General features: G+C 54.8%; 15 protein-coding genes and 1 pseudogene. 11 read left to right on the top strand and 5 right to left on the bottom strand.

Features of this window, described 5'->3' with window-relative positions; genetic code table 11:
• Positions 1–41: 41 nt before the first annotated feature.
• The 5 genes from K6R05_RS09680 to K6R05_RS09660 are packed head-to-tail and all read left to right on the top strand — an operon-like array spanning position 42 to position 5,325.
• Positions 42–1,082 carry a sugar ABC transporter substrate-binding protein gene (locus tag K6R05_RS09680; protein WP_161734703.1) on the top strand — a complete coding sequence of 347 codons (1,041 nt, stop codon included), beginning with the start codon at positions 42–44 and terminating at the stop codon, positions 1,080–1,082.
• 16 nt (positions 1,083–1,098) lie between these two features.
• Entirely contained in the window at positions 1,099–2,601 is a 1,503-nt protein-coding gene (locus K6R05_RS09675; RefSeq protein WP_222924036.1) for a sugar ABC transporter ATP-binding protein, read from the top strand.
• A 32-nt stretch (positions 2,602–2,633) separates the two neighbouring features.
• Positions 2,634–3,605: an ABC transporter permease gene (locus K6R05_RS09670; protein WP_010244946.1), complete on the top strand. Its 972-nt coding sequence runs from the start codon at positions 2,634–2,636 to the stop codon at positions 3,603–3,605.
• Positions 3,605–4,462 (top strand): MurR/RpiR family transcriptional regulator, encoded by an 858-nt coding sequence (locus K6R05_RS09665; protein WP_161734709.1) that lies wholly within the window; start codon positions 3,605–3,607, stop codon positions 4,460–4,462. Before K6R05_RS09670 ends, K6R05_RS09665 begins: the two co-directional genes overlap by 1 nt.
• 2 nt (positions 4,463–4,464) lie before the next feature.
• Positions 4,465–5,325, top strand: coding sequence for a PfkB family carbohydrate kinase (locus tag K6R05_RS09660; RefSeq protein ID WP_161734712.1), 861 nt, complete (start codon positions 4,465–4,467; stop codon positions 5,323–5,325).
• A 41-nt stretch (positions 5,326–5,366) separates the two neighbouring features.
• On the opposite strand, the gene curA is transcribed toward K6R05_RS09660, so the two are convergent.
• The gene (gene curA, locus K6R05_RS09655; RefSeq protein WP_161734715.1) at positions 5,367–6,398 is read right to left on the bottom strand and encodes an NADPH-dependent curcumin/dihydrocurcumin reductase; all 1,032 of its coding nucleotides are present in this window, start codon (positions 6,396–6,398) and stop codon (positions 5,367–5,369) included.
• Positions 6,399–6,819: 421 nt separating this feature from the next.
• Between curA and K6R05_RS09650 the strand changes: the two genes are divergently transcribed.
• Complete coding sequence (locus K6R05_RS09650) at positions 6,820–7,218, top strand: VOC family protein (RefSeq protein WP_222924035.1); 399 nt, start codon at positions 6,820–6,822, stop codon at positions 7,216–7,218.
• 159 nt (positions 7,219–7,377) lie between these two features.
• On the top strand, positions 7,378–7,857 hold the full coding sequence (locus K6R05_RS09645; RefSeq protein WP_237566716.1) for a glutamate racemase: 480 nt from the start codon (positions 7,378–7,380) through the stop codon (positions 7,855–7,857).
• On the opposite strand, the gene K6R05_RS09640 is transcribed toward K6R05_RS09645, so the two are convergent.
• Positions 7,850–8,599 (bottom strand): DeoR/GlpR family DNA-binding transcription regulator, encoded by a 750-nt coding sequence (locus tag K6R05_RS09640; RefSeq protein WP_222925478.1) that lies wholly within the window; start codon positions 8,597–8,599, stop codon positions 7,850–7,852. The two genes, K6R05_RS09645 and K6R05_RS09640, sit on opposite strands and share 8 nt — an antisense overlap.
• An 82-nt stretch (positions 8,600–8,681) precedes the next feature.
• Between K6R05_RS09640 and K6R05_RS09635 the strand changes: the two genes are divergently transcribed.
• On the top strand, positions 8,682–9,266 hold the full coding sequence (locus K6R05_RS09635) for an NUDIX domain-containing protein (RefSeq protein ID WP_161734724.1): 585 nt from the start codon (positions 8,682–8,684) through the stop codon (positions 9,264–9,266).
• Between the two features lie 42 nt (positions 9,267–9,308).
• On the opposite strand, the gene K6R05_RS09630 is transcribed toward K6R05_RS09635, so the two are convergent.
• Positions 9,309–10,409 carry an NADH:flavin oxidoreductase/NADH oxidase gene (locus tag K6R05_RS09630; protein WP_161734727.1) on the bottom strand — a complete coding sequence of 367 codons (1,101 nt, stop codon included), beginning with the start codon at positions 10,407–10,409 and terminating at the stop codon, positions 9,309–9,311.
• Between the two features lie 222 nt (positions 10,410–10,631).
• Between K6R05_RS09630 and K6R05_RS22120 the strand changes: the two are divergent.
• A pseudogene (locus K6R05_RS22120) lies at positions 10,632–10,931 on the top strand (type 2 periplasmic-binding domain-containing protein); the annotation flags it as partial.
• A gap of 32 nt (positions 10,932–10,963) precedes the next feature.
• On the opposite strand, the gene uraH reads toward K6R05_RS22120, so the two are convergent.
• Positions 10,964–11,386 carry a hydroxyisourate hydrolase gene (gene uraH / locus K6R05_RS09625; RefSeq protein ID WP_222924034.1) on the bottom strand — a complete coding sequence of 141 codons (423 nt, stop codon included), beginning with the start codon at positions 11,384–11,386 and terminating at the stop codon, positions 10,964–10,966.
• A 527-nt stretch (positions 11,387–11,913) separates the two neighbouring features.
• Positions 11,914–12,219, bottom strand: a complete 306-nt coding sequence (locus K6R05_RS09620) for a hypothetical protein (protein ID WP_222924033.1) — start codon at positions 12,217–12,219, stop codon at positions 11,914–11,916.
• Positions 12,220–12,296: 77 nt separating this feature from the next.
• On the opposite strand from K6R05_RS09620, the gene K6R05_RS09615 reads away from it, so the two are divergent.
• Both K6R05_RS09615 and fimA read left to right on the top strand, forming a co-directional pair.
• Complete coding sequence (locus K6R05_RS09615; protein ID WP_222924032.1) at positions 12,297–13,106, top strand: DsbA family protein; 810 nt, start codon at positions 12,297–12,299, stop codon at positions 13,104–13,106.
• A gap of 993 nt (positions 13,107–14,099) precedes the next feature.
• Complete coding sequence (gene fimA, locus K6R05_RS09610) at positions 14,100–14,657, top strand: type 1 fimbrial major subunit FimA (protein WP_222924031.1); 558 nt, start codon at positions 14,100–14,102, stop codon at positions 14,655–14,657.
• Positions 14,658–14,688: the final 31 nt, after the last annotated feature.

Here is a 14,688-nt window from a genome sequence, read left to right as displayed (position 1 = left end):
TAAAAACATCACACCTCTACCCAACACCCTGAGAATAAAAAATGAAAAAACGCCTGCTTGCTCTTATCGCCTCCTCACTGCTCTGCAGCACGGTTTATGCGGCAGAACTGGCACCGCTGCAATCCGATACTGAACCGGATCGCACCGACTGGACCCAGCTCGACACCAGATATGGCGCACTGCCAAAAGTCGATAAGTCGCTGAAGATTGGCGGGGTATCGAAAACCCTGACCAATGAGTACTGGCGCTCACTCGGTCAGGGCTATCAGAACGTGGCGAAAAAGTATGGTTTCACTGTCGCTTATCAGGCGGCAGCCAATGAAGACGATCAGCTCGGTCAGCTCTCCATTGCGGAAACACTGATTTCGCAGGGCTTTAACGGCCTGCTGGTTTCGCCGCAGACCGATATCAACCTGGAGCCTGCACTGGAGAGTGCCAACAGTAAAAATATTCCGGTGGTGAACGTTAATGATGCAGTAATGCCGAATGCGCGCTACTACGTCGGCAACGTCCAGAAGGACAATGGCGTGCGGGTGGCGAAGTGGTTTATTCAGCACCATCCGCAGGGCGGCAAAGTGGCGGTGATTGAAGGGCAGCCAGGGGTTTATGCCGCCGGACAGCGCACCCGTGGCTTTAAAGAGACGCTGGACAGTGCAGGGAAGTTCACCATCGTGGCCAGCGTGCCCGCTAACTGGAGTCGCGAGCAGGCCTTTAACGCCGCATCGACCATTCTGCAGCAGCATCCTGATTTGATCGGCTTCTATGCCAACAACGACACCATGGCGCTGGGCGTGGTGGAGGCGGTACGCGCGCAGAACAAAGCGTCACAGGTGGCCATCTTTGGCACTGACGGTATTTCCGATGCCTACGCCTCGATTAAGCGCGGCGAGCTGACCGGCACGGTCGACAGTTTCCCGGTGCTGACCGGTGAAGTGGCGATGGACGTCATTATCCGTCTGATCAACGGACAGAAACTGTCGCGCGTTGTCTCGACACCTCAGGCGCTGATCACCAAAGAGAATGTTGAGGCGTTCTCAACCAAAGACAACAACCGGTTGCGTCAGCTGCTGGCTCAACAATAGATCAGCGGGAGCGGGTATGGAACAGTTTCGCTTAATGATGTGTGGCATCAGCAAAAGTTACGGTAACGCCGCCGCGCTGCAGGAGGTCGATTTCTCAGTGCGGCCCGGCGAGGTGCACGCGCTGATTGGGGAAAACGGCGCGGGTAAGTCGACGCTGCTGAATATCCTCTCCGGCGTTCGCGGCGCGGACAGCGGAGAGATCAGCGTCAACGGAAACCGGGTGCAGATCCGCAGTCCGCTCAGCGCCCGTCAGGCCGGGATCGCGATGATCCACCAGGAGTTGCAGCATGTGCCTGAGCTTTCCGTGGCGCAGAACATGTTTCTGGGTCGCCCGCTGACCCGCGCCGGGGGCTGGTGGGTGGATAAAAAGGCCCAGCTGGCGCGGGCCAACCTGATTCTGAAGACGCTGGATCCCACTATCGATCCCGATACGCCGATCAGGAACCTCAAGGTATCGCAGCAGCAAATCGTTGAGATTGCCCGGGCGCTGCTGGATGACGCCAAAATCATCGCCATGGATGAACCGACCTCCAGCCTGACGCCACGCGAATTTGATCGGCTGGCGGAGCTGATTGGCGATCTGAAGTCGACCGGCGTTTCGCTGATCTATGTCTCGCACAAGATGAATGAGATTTTCCGGGTGTGCGACCGCGCCACCATTATGCGTGACGGAAAGCAGGTTGGGGTGGTCAACATCAGTGATGAGGATGAGGAGAGCATCGTCGCCAAAATGGTCGGACGGAAGATCGACAAGCTTGACCATCAGGCATTTGTCACCGATCGCGAAGTGCTGCGGGTAGAGGATCTGACGCGTGGCAATGAGGTGGTGGCGGCCAATTTCAGCGTTCGTGCGGGCGAAGTGCTGGGGATTGCCGGGCTGGTGGGTGCCGGGCGCACAGAACTGCTGAAGTTGATTGCTGGTATCGACCGGCGCACCCGTGGCACGGTGAGCGTCAACGGTGCCGCGGTGAAGAACCACAACGTGCGTGCGGCGATCAAGGCGGGCATTGGCCTGGTACCTGAAGACCGCAAAAAAGAGGGCATTATCAAAGAGCGGGCGGTGAAGATGAATATGGCGCTGCCGTCGATGCACCGCTTCACGTCGGCGGGGCTGATGAACCAGGCCCGGCTGGACCGCGAGGCGCTGAAGGTCATGGGCGACCTGAAACTGCGCCCGCTCGACATTGAGAAAACCATCGGCACGCTGAGCGGCGGCAATCAGCAAAAAGTGATCATCGGCCGCTGGGTTGCGGCGGATGCTAATGTATTTCTGTTTGATGAGCCGACGCGCGGTATCGATATTGGTGCCAAGTCTGAAATCTATCACCTGATTGAAAAACTGGCCCAGGCGGGCAAAGCCATTGTGGTGGTGTCGTCAGAAATGACCGAGATCATGCGCATCTCCGATCGGGTGCTGGTGATGCGCGAGGGCCGGATAACCAAAGAGTTAACCGGCAGCGCGATCACCGAAGAGAACATTGCCCGTTATGCCATCAAAGATATCGACCAGACCGCCTGACCGCTTACCTGACACTATTTAAGGTTATAACTATGACAACTCAGACATCTACCGGGCCGGGTACCCGACCTGCGCTGCGGCTTAAATTTAATCTGCGTGATGCCGGTACCTTAATTGGCTTACTGATTATCGTGGTGACATTTTCGTTTCTGTCGCCGGTCTTTTTCACCCTGCCTAATCTGCTGAATATTCTGCAGCAGTCCTCCATCAACGCCCTGATTGCACTGGGCATGACGCTGGTGATTATCTCCGGCGGGATTGACCTCTCGGTCGGTCCCACGGCGGCGCTCTCTGCGGTGCTGGGTGCAACCCTGATGGCATCGGGCGTGCCGGTGCCGCTGGCGATCCTTGCGACGCTGGGTGTGGGCGCGATGTGCGGGCTGTTCAGCGGCACGCTGATCGCCTATGCCGGGCTGCAGCCGTTTATTGTCACGCTGGGCGGCCTGTCGCTGTTCCGAGCGATAGCGCTGATCTACACCGGCGGCAATCCCATCTTTGGTATTCCGCTGGAATTTCGCAGCCTGATCAACAGTACGCTTTTCGGTATCCCCACGCCGATTGTGATTGTGGCAGTGATTGCACTGCTGCTGTGGACGGTGATGAATAAGACCCCGCTGGGGGAATATATTCTGGCGATTGGCGGCAATGAAGAGGCGGCGCGGGTCGCGGGTGTGCCGGTTAAGCGCACCAAGGTCACGGTCTATATCTTCTCCGGCCTGCTGGCCTCACTGGCCTCGCTGATTCTGATTGGTCGTCTGGGGGCTGCCGAACCGACCATCGGCAACCTGTGGGAACTGGATGCGATTGCGGCGGCGGCCATTGGCGGTGCGTCGTTAATGGGCGGCAAGGGCAGTATCTTCGGGACGCTGATCGGCGTGGTTATCCTCGGTGCGTTACGTAATGGCTTGACCTTACTGAACATTCAGGCCTTTTACCAATTGCTCGCTACCGGCCTTATTATTATCATAGCGATGTTGATTGACCGGGCGACCCGAGGCAAGTAATGAAGCAAGATCCGCGAGCCATTGGCGCTCAGATTCGTATGCGTTTGCCCCAGCTGACGCCGTTAGAACGTCGGGTAGCTGAGGCGATAATTGCCCGAACCGACATTACCGAGCAATCCTCATTAAAGGAGATTGCGCGGGAGAATAATGTCTCTGAAGCGATGATCGTTAAGATTACCAAAAAACTTAACTTCACCGGCTTCAGGCATTTCAGAAGTGGCCTGATCTATTACAACCAGTCTGAAGTGGCAGGGCTGCATGCGGAAATTGAGCCGGATGATTCATCGGAGCAGTTGCTGGCCAAAGTTTTCAGAACCTCTATCCAGGCGATTGAAGAGACCTTATCGATTCTGGATGTTTCTGAATTCAATCGTGCGGCGGACATTATCTTTAAAGCGCGTCATATCGATCTCTACGCCGTGGGCGGCTCTGCCGCCGTGGCGCGGGACCTGTCACACAAGATGCTGAAGATTGGCATTAAGTCGACTGCCTATGACGACGCCCACATCATGCTGATGTCTGCCGCCGTGTTATCTGATGACGATGTGGTTATCGCCATCAGCCATTCGGGTGCTACGCGTGCGGTGAACGATCCGGTCAGACTGGCGGGAAGGAATGGCGCGAAGGTTATCGCCATTACCAACTACGCCGAATCCCCGATCGCGCAGAGTGCGCATGTGGTCCTCAATTCAACCTCTCAGGGATCGCATCTGCTGGGTGAAAACGCCGCGTCACGCATCGCCCAACTCAATATTCTGGATGCGCTGTTTGTCGCTATCGCCAAGAAAGATCTGAAGCGGGCGGAGAAGAACCTGATGAAAACCCAGCATGCGGTTCAGGATCTGCGGGAATTCTAGCTATGAGCAAAATTGCAGTCACCGGCAGTCTTCACTACGACATTATGCTGGATGCACACCATCGCCCGGAAAAAGGCGAAACCGTGATGGGCAGCGCCTGTCACTATAAGTTTGGTGGCAAGGGAGGTAATCAGGCCGTCGCAGCGGCACGCGCGGGTGCCACAGTGCGCTTTGCCGGTTCAGTGGGGCGCGATCAGCAGGGGCAATTCCTGCTGGATCATCTGCAGCAGGCGGGGGTCGATTGCACCGCCGTCAGCATCATTGATGCGCTTCCCTCCGGGATGAGCGTGGCGATTACCGATGCCGAAGGAGATTACGGTGCTGTGGTGGTCTCCAATGCCAATCAGCAGATCCCGCTGGAGACCTTTGTGCAACCCGGCTTCTGGCAGGAGGTGTCGCTGCTGGTGCTGCAAAATGAAGTCCCGGAAGCGGTGAACCTCTGTGCGGCCCAGGCGGCACAGCAGCGGGGGATTACGGTCTGCGTCAATGCCGCGCCCGCCCGGCCGTTGTCAGCCGCGTTTGAAAACTGTATCGATCTGCTGGTGGTGAACGCCATTGAAGCACGCGATATGTGCGGGATTAGCGTGCAGGATCTGACGTCGGCGCGCTCAGCGGCAGAATCGCTGGCCAGCCGGTTTGCCAGAGTGGTGGTTACCGCTGGTGAACATGGTGTGGCTTACAGCGAGGCGGGAGAGACGCATACACTGGCGGCGCAGAAGGTGACACTGGTCAGCACCCACGGTGCCGGGGATTGTTTTGTCGGCGTGTTGTGTCAGCGCCTGAGTAGCGGGGTAACGCTGGCAGAAGCGGTGAGTGCGGCAAATCGTGCAGCTGCCGAACACGTTTCCCGGCAGCCGCACTGATTAATGGCGTGCCACGTCAATGACGTGGCACGCTAACGTCATCAGGCGCCGACGTTCACCACGGTTTTACCGAAGTTTTTGCCATTCAGCATATCGATAAACGCCTGTGGCGCGTTCTCTAACCCTTCAATCATGTGCTCGCGATAGTGGATTTTTTTGCTCTCCACCAGCGGACGCATCGCCTCCAGGAACTCCGGATAACGGTCACCGTAATCCTGGAAGATGATAAAGCCCTGCATACGGATGCGGCGCTTCAGAATGCCCGCCATGATCAGTGAGGTTCTGTCCGGGCCTTCCGGCAGCTCACGCTGGCTGTAAGCCGAGACCAGACCACAGACCGGCACGCGCGCAGCGGTGTTCAGCAGCGGGAACACGGCATCAAACACTTTGCCGCCGACGTTTTCGAAGTAGATATCGATGCCATCCGGGCAGGCATTTTTCAGCTGCTCTTCAAAGTCGGCACTGTGGTGATCGAGGCAGGCATCAAAGCCCAGCGTATCGACCGCGAAACGGCATTTCTCTTCACCGCCCGCCACACCGACGACACGGCAGCCTTTCTGTTTACCCAACTGACCAACTGTTGCGCCTACCGGACCGGTTGCGGCGGCAACGACGAGGGTTTCACCCGCTTTTGGCTGACCGATATCCATCAGGCCCATATAGGCGGTAAAGCCTGGCATCCCGAGAATGCCCAGCGCCCATGACGGATGTGGCAGATCGTTGCCCAGCTTCGCAATCTCTTTGCCATCGGAGACGGCATATTCCTGCCAGCCGCTCTGCGCCAGCACCCAGTCACCGGTTTTAAACTCGCTGTTTTTCGATTCGACGACCTGACAGACGGTGCCGCCCACCATCGGCTGATCCAGCTCTGCCGGCGCGGCGTAGGATTTACCCTCGTCCATCCGGCCACGCATGTAGGGGTCAAGCGAGAGATAGATGGTCTTCAGCAGCAGTTCACCCTCTTTGATTTCCGGGACGGGCTGGGCCACATGGCGGAAATTCTCTTTGGTCGGCTCACCGTGAGGGCGTGAAGCCAGTAACCAGGCGTGGTTCTGGGTTGCTTGTTCAGTCATATTGTCATCCTTTTATAGCCGGGCAATGCTCAGGGCATCACCATATGAATACCGGGAAAGTGTAGATGACAGCGGCGGGAATGCGTTTAACGCTGTGAGCGGTAAGCATGATTTACCGATAACAGCGCATAAGGTGCTAACCGCGGGGACACCGCGGATGCAGGACCATTCATGTCGCGGGTTCAGACTGACGGCTGTTCACATCCGCTTGCAAAAAAACGGGCAGGCGAGTCTTCAGCCGTGCGGTATGACACGCATTACGCGAAGTAAACGCGGGTTGACTGTCAGCTCCCTCCCAAATCCGCTAAAGCGGTTTTTTTATGCCTTCAATTTATGGACATGGAAAGTTGCTGCGCATCCGGCGTCACGGGTAGCTCTGAAGATTGTGATAAATATCAGGGAATTTTACAGGGAGAGAACCATGATTATCCAGCATCTGCGTATTGCCCGACCGGTGACAGACCTGACGCAAAGCAGTCAGAGCTATTGCCACGGGCTGGGGTTGCAAGAAATCGGTGAGTTTACTGATCATCAGGGGTTCAGTGGCGTGATGCTGGGCGCTGAAGGGCTGGGCTGGCATCTCGAATTCACGCTCTGTCACACGCATCCCGTCCGGCCATCGCCAACGGATGAGGACCTGCTGGTGCTCTACATTCCGCAACGGCCTGACTGGCAGGCCCGATGTGCCTGTATGGATGAGGCAGGATTTCTGCGGGTTCCTGCATTTAATCCTTACTGGGATCAACGGGGCGTGACATTTAGCGACAAGGATGGTTATCGTGTTGTTATCCAGCATGCAGCCTGGCAATCCGCAATCTGACGTGTAACGGAGCTCACCCTGAACATTCTTTGCTTTCACACCGCGGCCAGTAATATCGCAATATTTGATGATGCCGCCAGCGCACTGGCATATGAGACGTCGCCGCTGAATCATCTGGTAATGCCTGCGCTGCTGGCAGAAGCGGAATGCAGCGGCGGGATGACAACTGGATTACGCCGCCGTATTGCCCAAATGATTGAAACGCTGCTGCCGCAGTTCGATGCGGTGCTGATCACCTGCTCGACGCTGGGGCCGGTTGCCGGTGATTTCAGCGCGCAGGATCGGGTTATGCGCACCGACGGGATGTTAGCGGAGGCGCTGCAGCGGCAGGCAGGGCGGACAGTCGCGCTCTGTGCGGCAGAATCAACACTGGCGGCGACGCGGACGCTCTTCTGCCAGCGGGGCAGCCAGACAGAGATTGCGCTGGTGGAGGGCGCGTGGGCGGCGTTTAAAGCGGGGGACACAACACGATACTTTGCACTGATTGCGGCAGCCGCCGAGCAGGCGTATCAGCAGGGAGCCATTGCTGTGGCTTTGGCGCAAAGCTCAATGACGCCGGTTGCCCTGCAGTTTCCCGCGGCACGGCGACCGCTGACAGGCCCGCATCTTGCGCTGCACGCCTGCTACGAACTCAGATGATCGTCACACCCTGCTGGCTCAGCGCCAGTTGCAGCGCGTCGTCCGGCTGCGTTTCTACAATCAGCGTGCTGGCCAGTGACAGATCGCCAATGGCAAAGGCGGAGGCGGAATTCAGCTTTTCGGCTGATGCCAGCACCACGGTTTCTGCTGCACGTCCTGCCAGCGCACGCTTCACCGTCGCCTCTTCGTAATTGCCGGTGGTCAGCCCGGCCGCCGGATGCACACCGGTCACGCCCATAAAAAAGAGATCGGCATTAATGCGGTTGATCGATTCCAGCATTGATGCGCCCACCGTCACCACTGAATGCTTATAGAGCTGCCCGCCAACCATAATGATCTCCACCAGTGGATGATCGGCTAATGCCAGCGCCACGCTGGGACTGTGGGTGATGGCGGTAAAGCTCAGCGCTGCGGGTAACTGTCGCACCAGTTCCGCGCTGGTGGTCCCGCCATCAATCAGCACAATCTGTCCCGGCTGGATCAGCGAGATTGCCTTCTGCGCGATAACCTGCTTTGAGGCGGTCTGCACGCTTTTGCGCGTTTCAAAGGTGGCCAGCGCAGCGGAAACCGGCAGGGCACCGCCATGCACCCGCTGCAATAAGCCTTCAGCCGCCAGTTCACGCAGGTCGCGGCGGATAGAGTCTTCGGAGAGGCCAAAGCGCTGGCTGAGGTCGCGCGATTGCACCTGTTTTTCCTGGGCGAGCAGGGCAAGAATCGTCTGTTTTCGCTGGCGGGATAGCATGACTGGCCTTTGCATGTTTTTTCTTGAAGTTGCACGATTTTGCATGATAGCGTGATAGCTGTCTACTATACTGGAGAGCATCATGCAGCAGAACCATCCCCGCGTGCGCATCATCAATGAGCAGTTGCTGTCAGATAACTGGTATACCCTGAAGAAATATACCTTCTCGCTGCTGCGCCGTGACGGCCGCTGGCAGGAGCAGAGCCGTGAAGCCTATGACCGCGGTAACGGCGCAGTGATCCTGCTCTACAACCGTGACAAACGTACGGTGGTGCTGACCCGTCAGTTTCGCTTTCCGGTTTTCCTGAATGGACATGATGGCTTTCTGATTGAAGCGGCCGCCGGTCTGCTGGATAACGCCTCGCCCGAAGCGCGTATTGTTGCCGAAGCGGAAGAGGAGACGGGTTTTCGCGTCAGCCATGTTCAGAAGGTGTTTGAAGCCTTTATGAGCCCCGGCTCGGTGACGGAGAAGCTCTATTTCTTTATTGCTGAGTATGACGATCAGCACCGCAGCGGCGAAGGCGGCGGAATTGCGGAAGAGGGTGAGGATATCGAGGTGCTGGCTCTCGATTTTGATCAGGCGTTACAGGCCATCGATCAGGGCAGGATTGTGGATGCTAAAACCATCATGCTGCTGCAGCATCTGCGACTCAAAGGTATCTTATAAGAAAGCGGGCAGAGCAACGTCTATGTGTTCTGCCCGTAAAGCTTACTGATCCTGCGTCAGAATGCCTTTAACATCATGTGGCTCAGAACGCAGATATTGCGGCGGAACCTGGACTTTGCCTTCCAGCACAGCCGCAGCGTGCCACGGCCAGCGTGGATCGTAGAGAATACCGCGCGCCAGTGCGACCAGATCGGCATCGCCCTGTTGAAGCACACCTTCCGCCTGCTGCGGTTCAGTAATCAGGCCAACCGCAATCACCGGAATCGACACCTGTTCACGGATATCGCGTGAGAACGGCACCTGGTAGTTAGGCCCCACGCTGATTTTCTGATCTTCCGACAGACCCCCACTTGAGACGTGGATATAGGCGCAGTTCAGCGCTTCCAGCTCACGTGAAAAGGCGATCGACTGCTCGATTTCCCAGCCGCCTTCGACCCAGTCCGTAGCAGAAATACGCACGCCTACCGGCACGGACGCGGGTACGGCTTCACGGACGGCTTTGAACACCTCCAGTGGGAAGCGCATACGGTTTTCCAGCGAGCCGCCATATTCATCACTGCGCTGATTCGACAGCGGCGACAGGAACTGATGCAGCAGATAGCCGTGTGCGGCATGGACTTCGATCAGCTCAATATCCAGACGCACCGCGCGTCGGGCGCTATCGACAAAGGCCTGTTTTACCCGCGCCAGATCGTCAGTGCTCATGGCAACCGGCTTCACTTCATCCGCGCTGTAGCTCAGTGCGGACGGTGCCACGGTTTGCCAGCCGCCGGCTTCAGGTGCAATCTGCTTACCGCCTTCCCAGGGTACGGCACACGACGCTTTGCGGCCCGCATGGCCGAGCTGAATGCCCACCGGAATAGAGGAGTAGCGGCGCACATCTTCCAGCACCGTTTTCAGCGCAGCTTCATTGTCATCATTCCACAAGCCCAAATCGCCGGGAGAGATACGGCCAATATCCTCTACGGCGGTGGCTTCAATAATCATCAAACCTGCGCCGGAAAAGGCCAGCTGGCCAAGATGGATACGATGCCAGGCGGTGGCATTGCCTGCTTCAGCGGAGTACTGGCACATCGGCGCAATCACAATGCGGTTATCCAGCGTAAGTTCGCCCAGCGAGACAGTGGAAAAAAGTTGGCTCATGTTATCTCCATGGTTTTATGACTGACGTGACAGGCAATAACTATAGCGGGGGATTGGAGAGACCGGGGTTAATGCAACGTGACATTTTATGACTACGTACCGGGTAACGGGTAGATTGCAGCAATCCCTGCGGGTTCTGAAGCAGGGACTGATACGTTAATGGTTCAGCCAGGCTGTACTGTGCAGGTCTGGCTGAACCGGGAGTTTGTCGCGGAAGCTTCGTTACGGTTCGAACGTCAGGGAGTGAAAGTTAAGATCACCAGAGCGCATCGTATTGGCCTCAATGAGAGTAACGGGCATCTGGCCGCGGGACTGGCTGGGCAGGGTTCATTAAGACGTTCAGCTATTCGCTGTCATCAATTTTGCGGCAGGGTGACATGGTGGAGATCCTGCGCGACTGGCGTCCAGCGGGTTATTCGTTTCATCGGGTTTATCCGCAAAACCGGCACGTGAAGCAACGGTTACGGGGGGGGTATCGACTGGCTGGTGGCGTGCTTTCCGGCGCGGGTTGCAGAAGAGTGAGGATCCGGCACCTGAGTGCCGGATTGGGCAGATTAGTTGCCGCGATAGGTTGAGTAACCAAACGGGCTCAGCAGTAACGGGATATGGTAGTGCTCACCGCTGGCGTCCATGTTGAACTCAACCGGGATCTCCGGGAAGAAGGTTTTCTGATTGGTTTTTTTATAAAAGTCACCGGTTTTAAACACGACACGGTAGCTGCCCGCGCTGGCCGTTTTGTCCTGCGGGAACAGGGCGCTGATGCGACCATTGTTATCGGTGACGCCTGACGCCAGTTTCACCCAGTTATCCTGCTGCTTCTGATCCAGTTCAACTTCAATACCGGCTGTTGGCTGGCCGGTTTGCAGATTAAGAACGTGCACGCTCAGTGGATTTTTAGCGGTAGCAGGCTGAGCTGCGATAGCGGATGCGCCAGAGGTCATCAGTAATGTTGCGATCAAAGCATATGAAGTTTTCATCAATGTTTCCTTTATTGATTGGTTGAAGTCGGGTGACAGTTCAGAAAGAGTAATGCGCCTGAGGGCAAAGAGATATTCAGCCACAGGAAATGTGAAATTTCTGAGAAAAGACACACTTTTTTAGTTACATCATACAAATATCAAATATAAACCTCAGATCTGCTTCAGTGCAGGCATTGCTTACCAGAATAAAAGTTCATGTTAAACCACTTCTCAATTCTGTCCTGAAAGCAGGGCGTTAACGGGTATGAATTGTCTTTATATGACGTGAGTCAATAAGTTACAGGCTTCACTAATGAAAATAGCCAGAGCGGCGCTGCACCCAGAGTAGCGCCGCTCTTTTTTATTACTCCTGCTGTCCTGATCCGGCATGGCAGCGCAGAGAATCCCTTCCTGGCAATGCCGGTAATCATTATCAGAAGGCATCAGGACGATGGCTATCGCCATACCACATAAACAACCCTATTCAGGACGACAAGCAATGAGAATGCGTAAACTGGCGCTGGCCCTTGTGTTACTGGCAGGCGCTACTGATGTTTCAACGGCAATGGCGACGGAGTCATCGACTGCCGATCCCGCCTTAAATAGCCCGGTGAATACCCAGCCTGCACCTGCAGCAGCAGCGGTTTCGCAACCGGAGACGAGCCCGCTATCGCCAGCCAGTACTGAAGCACCAGCCGCGACAACAACCGCTGCTGCATCGCAGCAACCGGCTGGTTCTGTAGCGACAACTTCATCCAGCCCGGCAATATCAGAGCAGCAATCCGTCGCAACGGTGCCAGAAGCTGCATCCGGTTCAGCGCCGGCAACGCAGCAGGCTGAGATTTCTGCACCGGTTCAGCCCCAATCGGACAGTAATCAACCGTCACCGGCTACAAAACCGACAGCTGATTCATCTTCCGGGGCAGAAATGAGTGAGCCACATCCGGCAGTAACCTCAGAGCAGCAGGCCACAGACGAAAACACCTCGCAAAAGCCTGCCCGGACTCAAGCTGCCGCCGACGAACCGCTGTTTACACCTGAACAGGAAGCCCGTATTGGCGAGATAGCACAAGCCTGGCTGCTGAAGCATCCGGAATTACTGGTTGAAGTGGATCAGAAACTGCAGAAAATTCAGTATGACGAGCAGATGAAAGCGATGACCACTGCGGCAATTAAACATCAGGATGAATTGCTGAATGATAAAACGGTGCCTGCTATTGGGCCTGAGAACGCTAAAGTCGCGGTTATAGAATTCTTCGACTATCAGTGCAGCGTCTGTGCCCGTCAGGCCCCCGTTATTCAGTCACTGATGAAAGCGAATCCCCAGGTACGCTTTATCTTTAGAGAGTGGCCCATTTTTGGCTATCGCTGGAAACCGTCTTTCCAGGCGGCTGAAACCGGTTTACGAATCTGGCAGCAAAGAGGCGGTGATGCCTATATGAAGTATCACAATGCGCTATTTGCCAGTGGTCATATTGAGGGCGCGCTGACACAAAAGGATGTCACTCAAGCCGCTTCTGCAGCCGGTGCCGGTAAGTTAAAAAATAACGATATGCTCGACACACTGTCCCGCACGGATATTCTGGCGAAAAATACAGGCTTTCAGGGTACGCCAGGAATCGTTGTGATGCCTCTGTCAGGTGCGACCGCAGATACAGTGACGATTTTCCCGGGAGGCGCGATGGAATCGATGCTGCAGGATGCGATCAACAAAGCCTCTGTTCAGGCGGGGCACTAGCCGACAGCGAATAACATCACCATAAGCTGCCGGCAGGACAAAGGATATCCTGCCGGCATCTGTTCTGTTCCGGATGTTCACCGTTGATGCGCTCTGCGATTAACCGGCAAAATCCCCATCCTCCTGTTTCGTCATGATGCCTCGCGTTCAGCGCCCACATAATTCTGCTGCTCTTAACCTGAGCTGTTCCCGGGTTCATCTGCCTTACCCGATTTGATAATTATCAACGCTGCTCCGGCAACCCGTACATGTCAGGTTTAAATTAATAATGAAACAGTGTCCTTTTCTGGCTATTTATCTTTCTGTGTAACTTTCTGGTTGTGGTAATGATTCTTATTTTTGATTTGAAGTGGTTGTGAATTTCTTGGATTGTCAATGGCTTGTGTTTACATCTGGTTTAAGAAGTTAAACCCTTCAGAAACGAGATGGGTAAATATCTGGTTAAATTAATTTCGGGCTTTTGTTTTTTTTAAAATTTATATTCATAACATTAGCATTCATCTGGCATGCATGTTTATCTAACCTGCTGTTTTATAATAAACCCGGACTGGCTATTAATTAGCCTGTGGCGATTGCTGTATTTAAATTTTCTGTTTTTTTTGCTCGTCATCTTTAAACGGAGTTAAGGGGTGATGATTGTTATCTTTAAACGCCGGCCTTATACTCTGGACCATCAGGCTATCAGAATAGAATTATTTAAATCGTGACTTCCCTGTTGCGTGAAAAGGGATAGCTCGCCGGTTTGATTAGGTTAAATGTATTTAAGAAGATGCTGATGCTGTATGGCGTAACTGTTTCGTGCAGATTAAACAGATTTTTAGATTCATTTTTGAAAGAGTCCGTTTAATGAACAACAGCGTAATACTTGATCTTTCTCTGCGACTTAAATAAGGCGCAGAAGCAGGGCACTCATGACTCTCACGGGGCGGAATAACCGGGAGAAGCGTGAAGTTATGTTGTGTAGTTACAGAAACTTTAATCAAGGGATATAAAATGAAAAAACTGGCTGTCGCCATGAGCACAGCAGTCGCTTTATTTGCAGGTGTAGTCCATGCTGAGACTACTCCAATTACTGTTAATGGCGGCACGGTCCATTTCAAAGGTAAGCTTGTTGCTGCACCTTGCTCAGTAAGCACCGACACCAGCGACCAGGAAGTTAAACTGGGCGAATACACCACTCACCATTTCAAAAGTGCTGGCGTGCTTGGCTCGATTGTACCCTTCCAGATTAAACTGGAAGACTGCGATACCTCTGTAGTGACTACCGCAGCGGTTGCTTTCTCTGGCCGTGCAGATGCGACAGATCCAACACTCCTGGCAGTAGACCAGGACCTTTCATCGTCTAACAGCGGAACTGCTACCAACATCGGTATTCAGATTCTGGATAACAGTTCTGCCGTGGTGAAACTGGATGGTTCTACCTTCACTGATAAAACCACACTGATTAATGGCGAAAATATCCTTAAATTTGCTGCGCAATATAAGTCAACCGGCGTAGCAACCGCGGGTGATGCGAACGCTGACGCGAATTTCATCATGCAGTACAACTAAGTTCTGTGCCCATTTCGTCCGGTTGTTGAAC

It is taken from the genome of Pantoea alfalfae, from assembly GCF_019880205.1.
GTDB classification, from domain to species: domain Bacteria; phylum Pseudomonadota; class Gammaproteobacteria; order Enterobacterales; family Enterobacteriaceae; genus Pantoea; species Pantoea alfalfae.
The sequence above is the reverse complement of the archived record's forward strand: the minus strand, read 5'-3'. Positions and strand labels throughout refer to the sequence as shown.

Excerpts from the sequence above, each read along its gene's own strand:
- K6R05_RS09680 (WP_161734703.1), top strand. The coding sequence starts at position 42 with ATGAAAAAACGCCTGCTTGCTCTTATCGCCTCCTCACTGCTCTGCAGC.
- K6R05_RS09675 (WP_222924036.1), top strand. The coding sequence starts at position 1,099 with ATGGAACAGTTTCGCTTAATGATGTGTGGCATCAGCAAAAGTTACGGT.
- K6R05_RS09670 (WP_010244946.1), top strand. The coding sequence starts at position 2,634 with ATGACAACTCAGACATCTACCGGGCCGGGTACCCGACCTGCGCTGCGG.
- K6R05_RS09665 (WP_161734709.1), top strand. The coding sequence starts at position 3,605 with ATGAAGCAAGATCCGCGAGCCATTGGCGCTCAGATTCGTATGCGTTTG.
- K6R05_RS09660 (WP_161734712.1), top strand. The coding sequence starts at position 4,465 with ATGAGCAAAATTGCAGTCACCGGCAGTCTTCACTACGACATTATGCTG.
- curA (WP_161734715.1), bottom strand. The coding sequence starts at position 6,398 with ATGACTGAACAAGCAACCCAGAACCACGCCTGGTTACTGGCTTCACGC.
- K6R05_RS09650 (WP_222924035.1), top strand. The coding sequence starts at position 6,820 with ATGATTATCCAGCATCTGCGTATTGCCCGACCGGTGACAGACCTGACG.
- K6R05_RS09645 (WP_237566716.1), top strand. The coding sequence starts at position 7,378 with ATGACAACTGGATTACGCCGCCGTATTGCCCAAATGATTGAAACGCTG.
- K6R05_RS09640 (WP_222925478.1), bottom strand. The coding sequence starts at position 8,599 with ATGCTATCCCGCCAGCGAAAACAGACGATTCTTGCCCTGCTCGCCCAG.
- K6R05_RS09635 (WP_161734724.1), top strand. The coding sequence starts at position 8,682 with ATGCAGCAGAACCATCCCCGCGTGCGCATCATCAATGAGCAGTTGCTG.
- K6R05_RS09630 (WP_161734727.1), bottom strand. The coding sequence starts at position 10,409 with ATGAGCCAACTTTTTTCCACTGTCTCGCTGGGCGAACTTACGCTGGAT.
- uraH (WP_222924034.1), bottom strand. The coding sequence starts at position 11,386 with ATGAAAACTTCATATGCTTTGATCGCAACATTACTGATGACCTCTGGC.
- K6R05_RS09615 (WP_222924032.1), top strand. The coding sequence starts at position 12,297 with ATGAGTGAGCCACATCCGGCAGTAACCTCAGAGCAGCAGGCCACAGAC.
- fimA (WP_222924031.1), top strand. The coding sequence starts at position 14,100 with ATGAAAAAACTGGCTGTCGCCATGAGCACAGCAGTCGCTTTATTTGCA.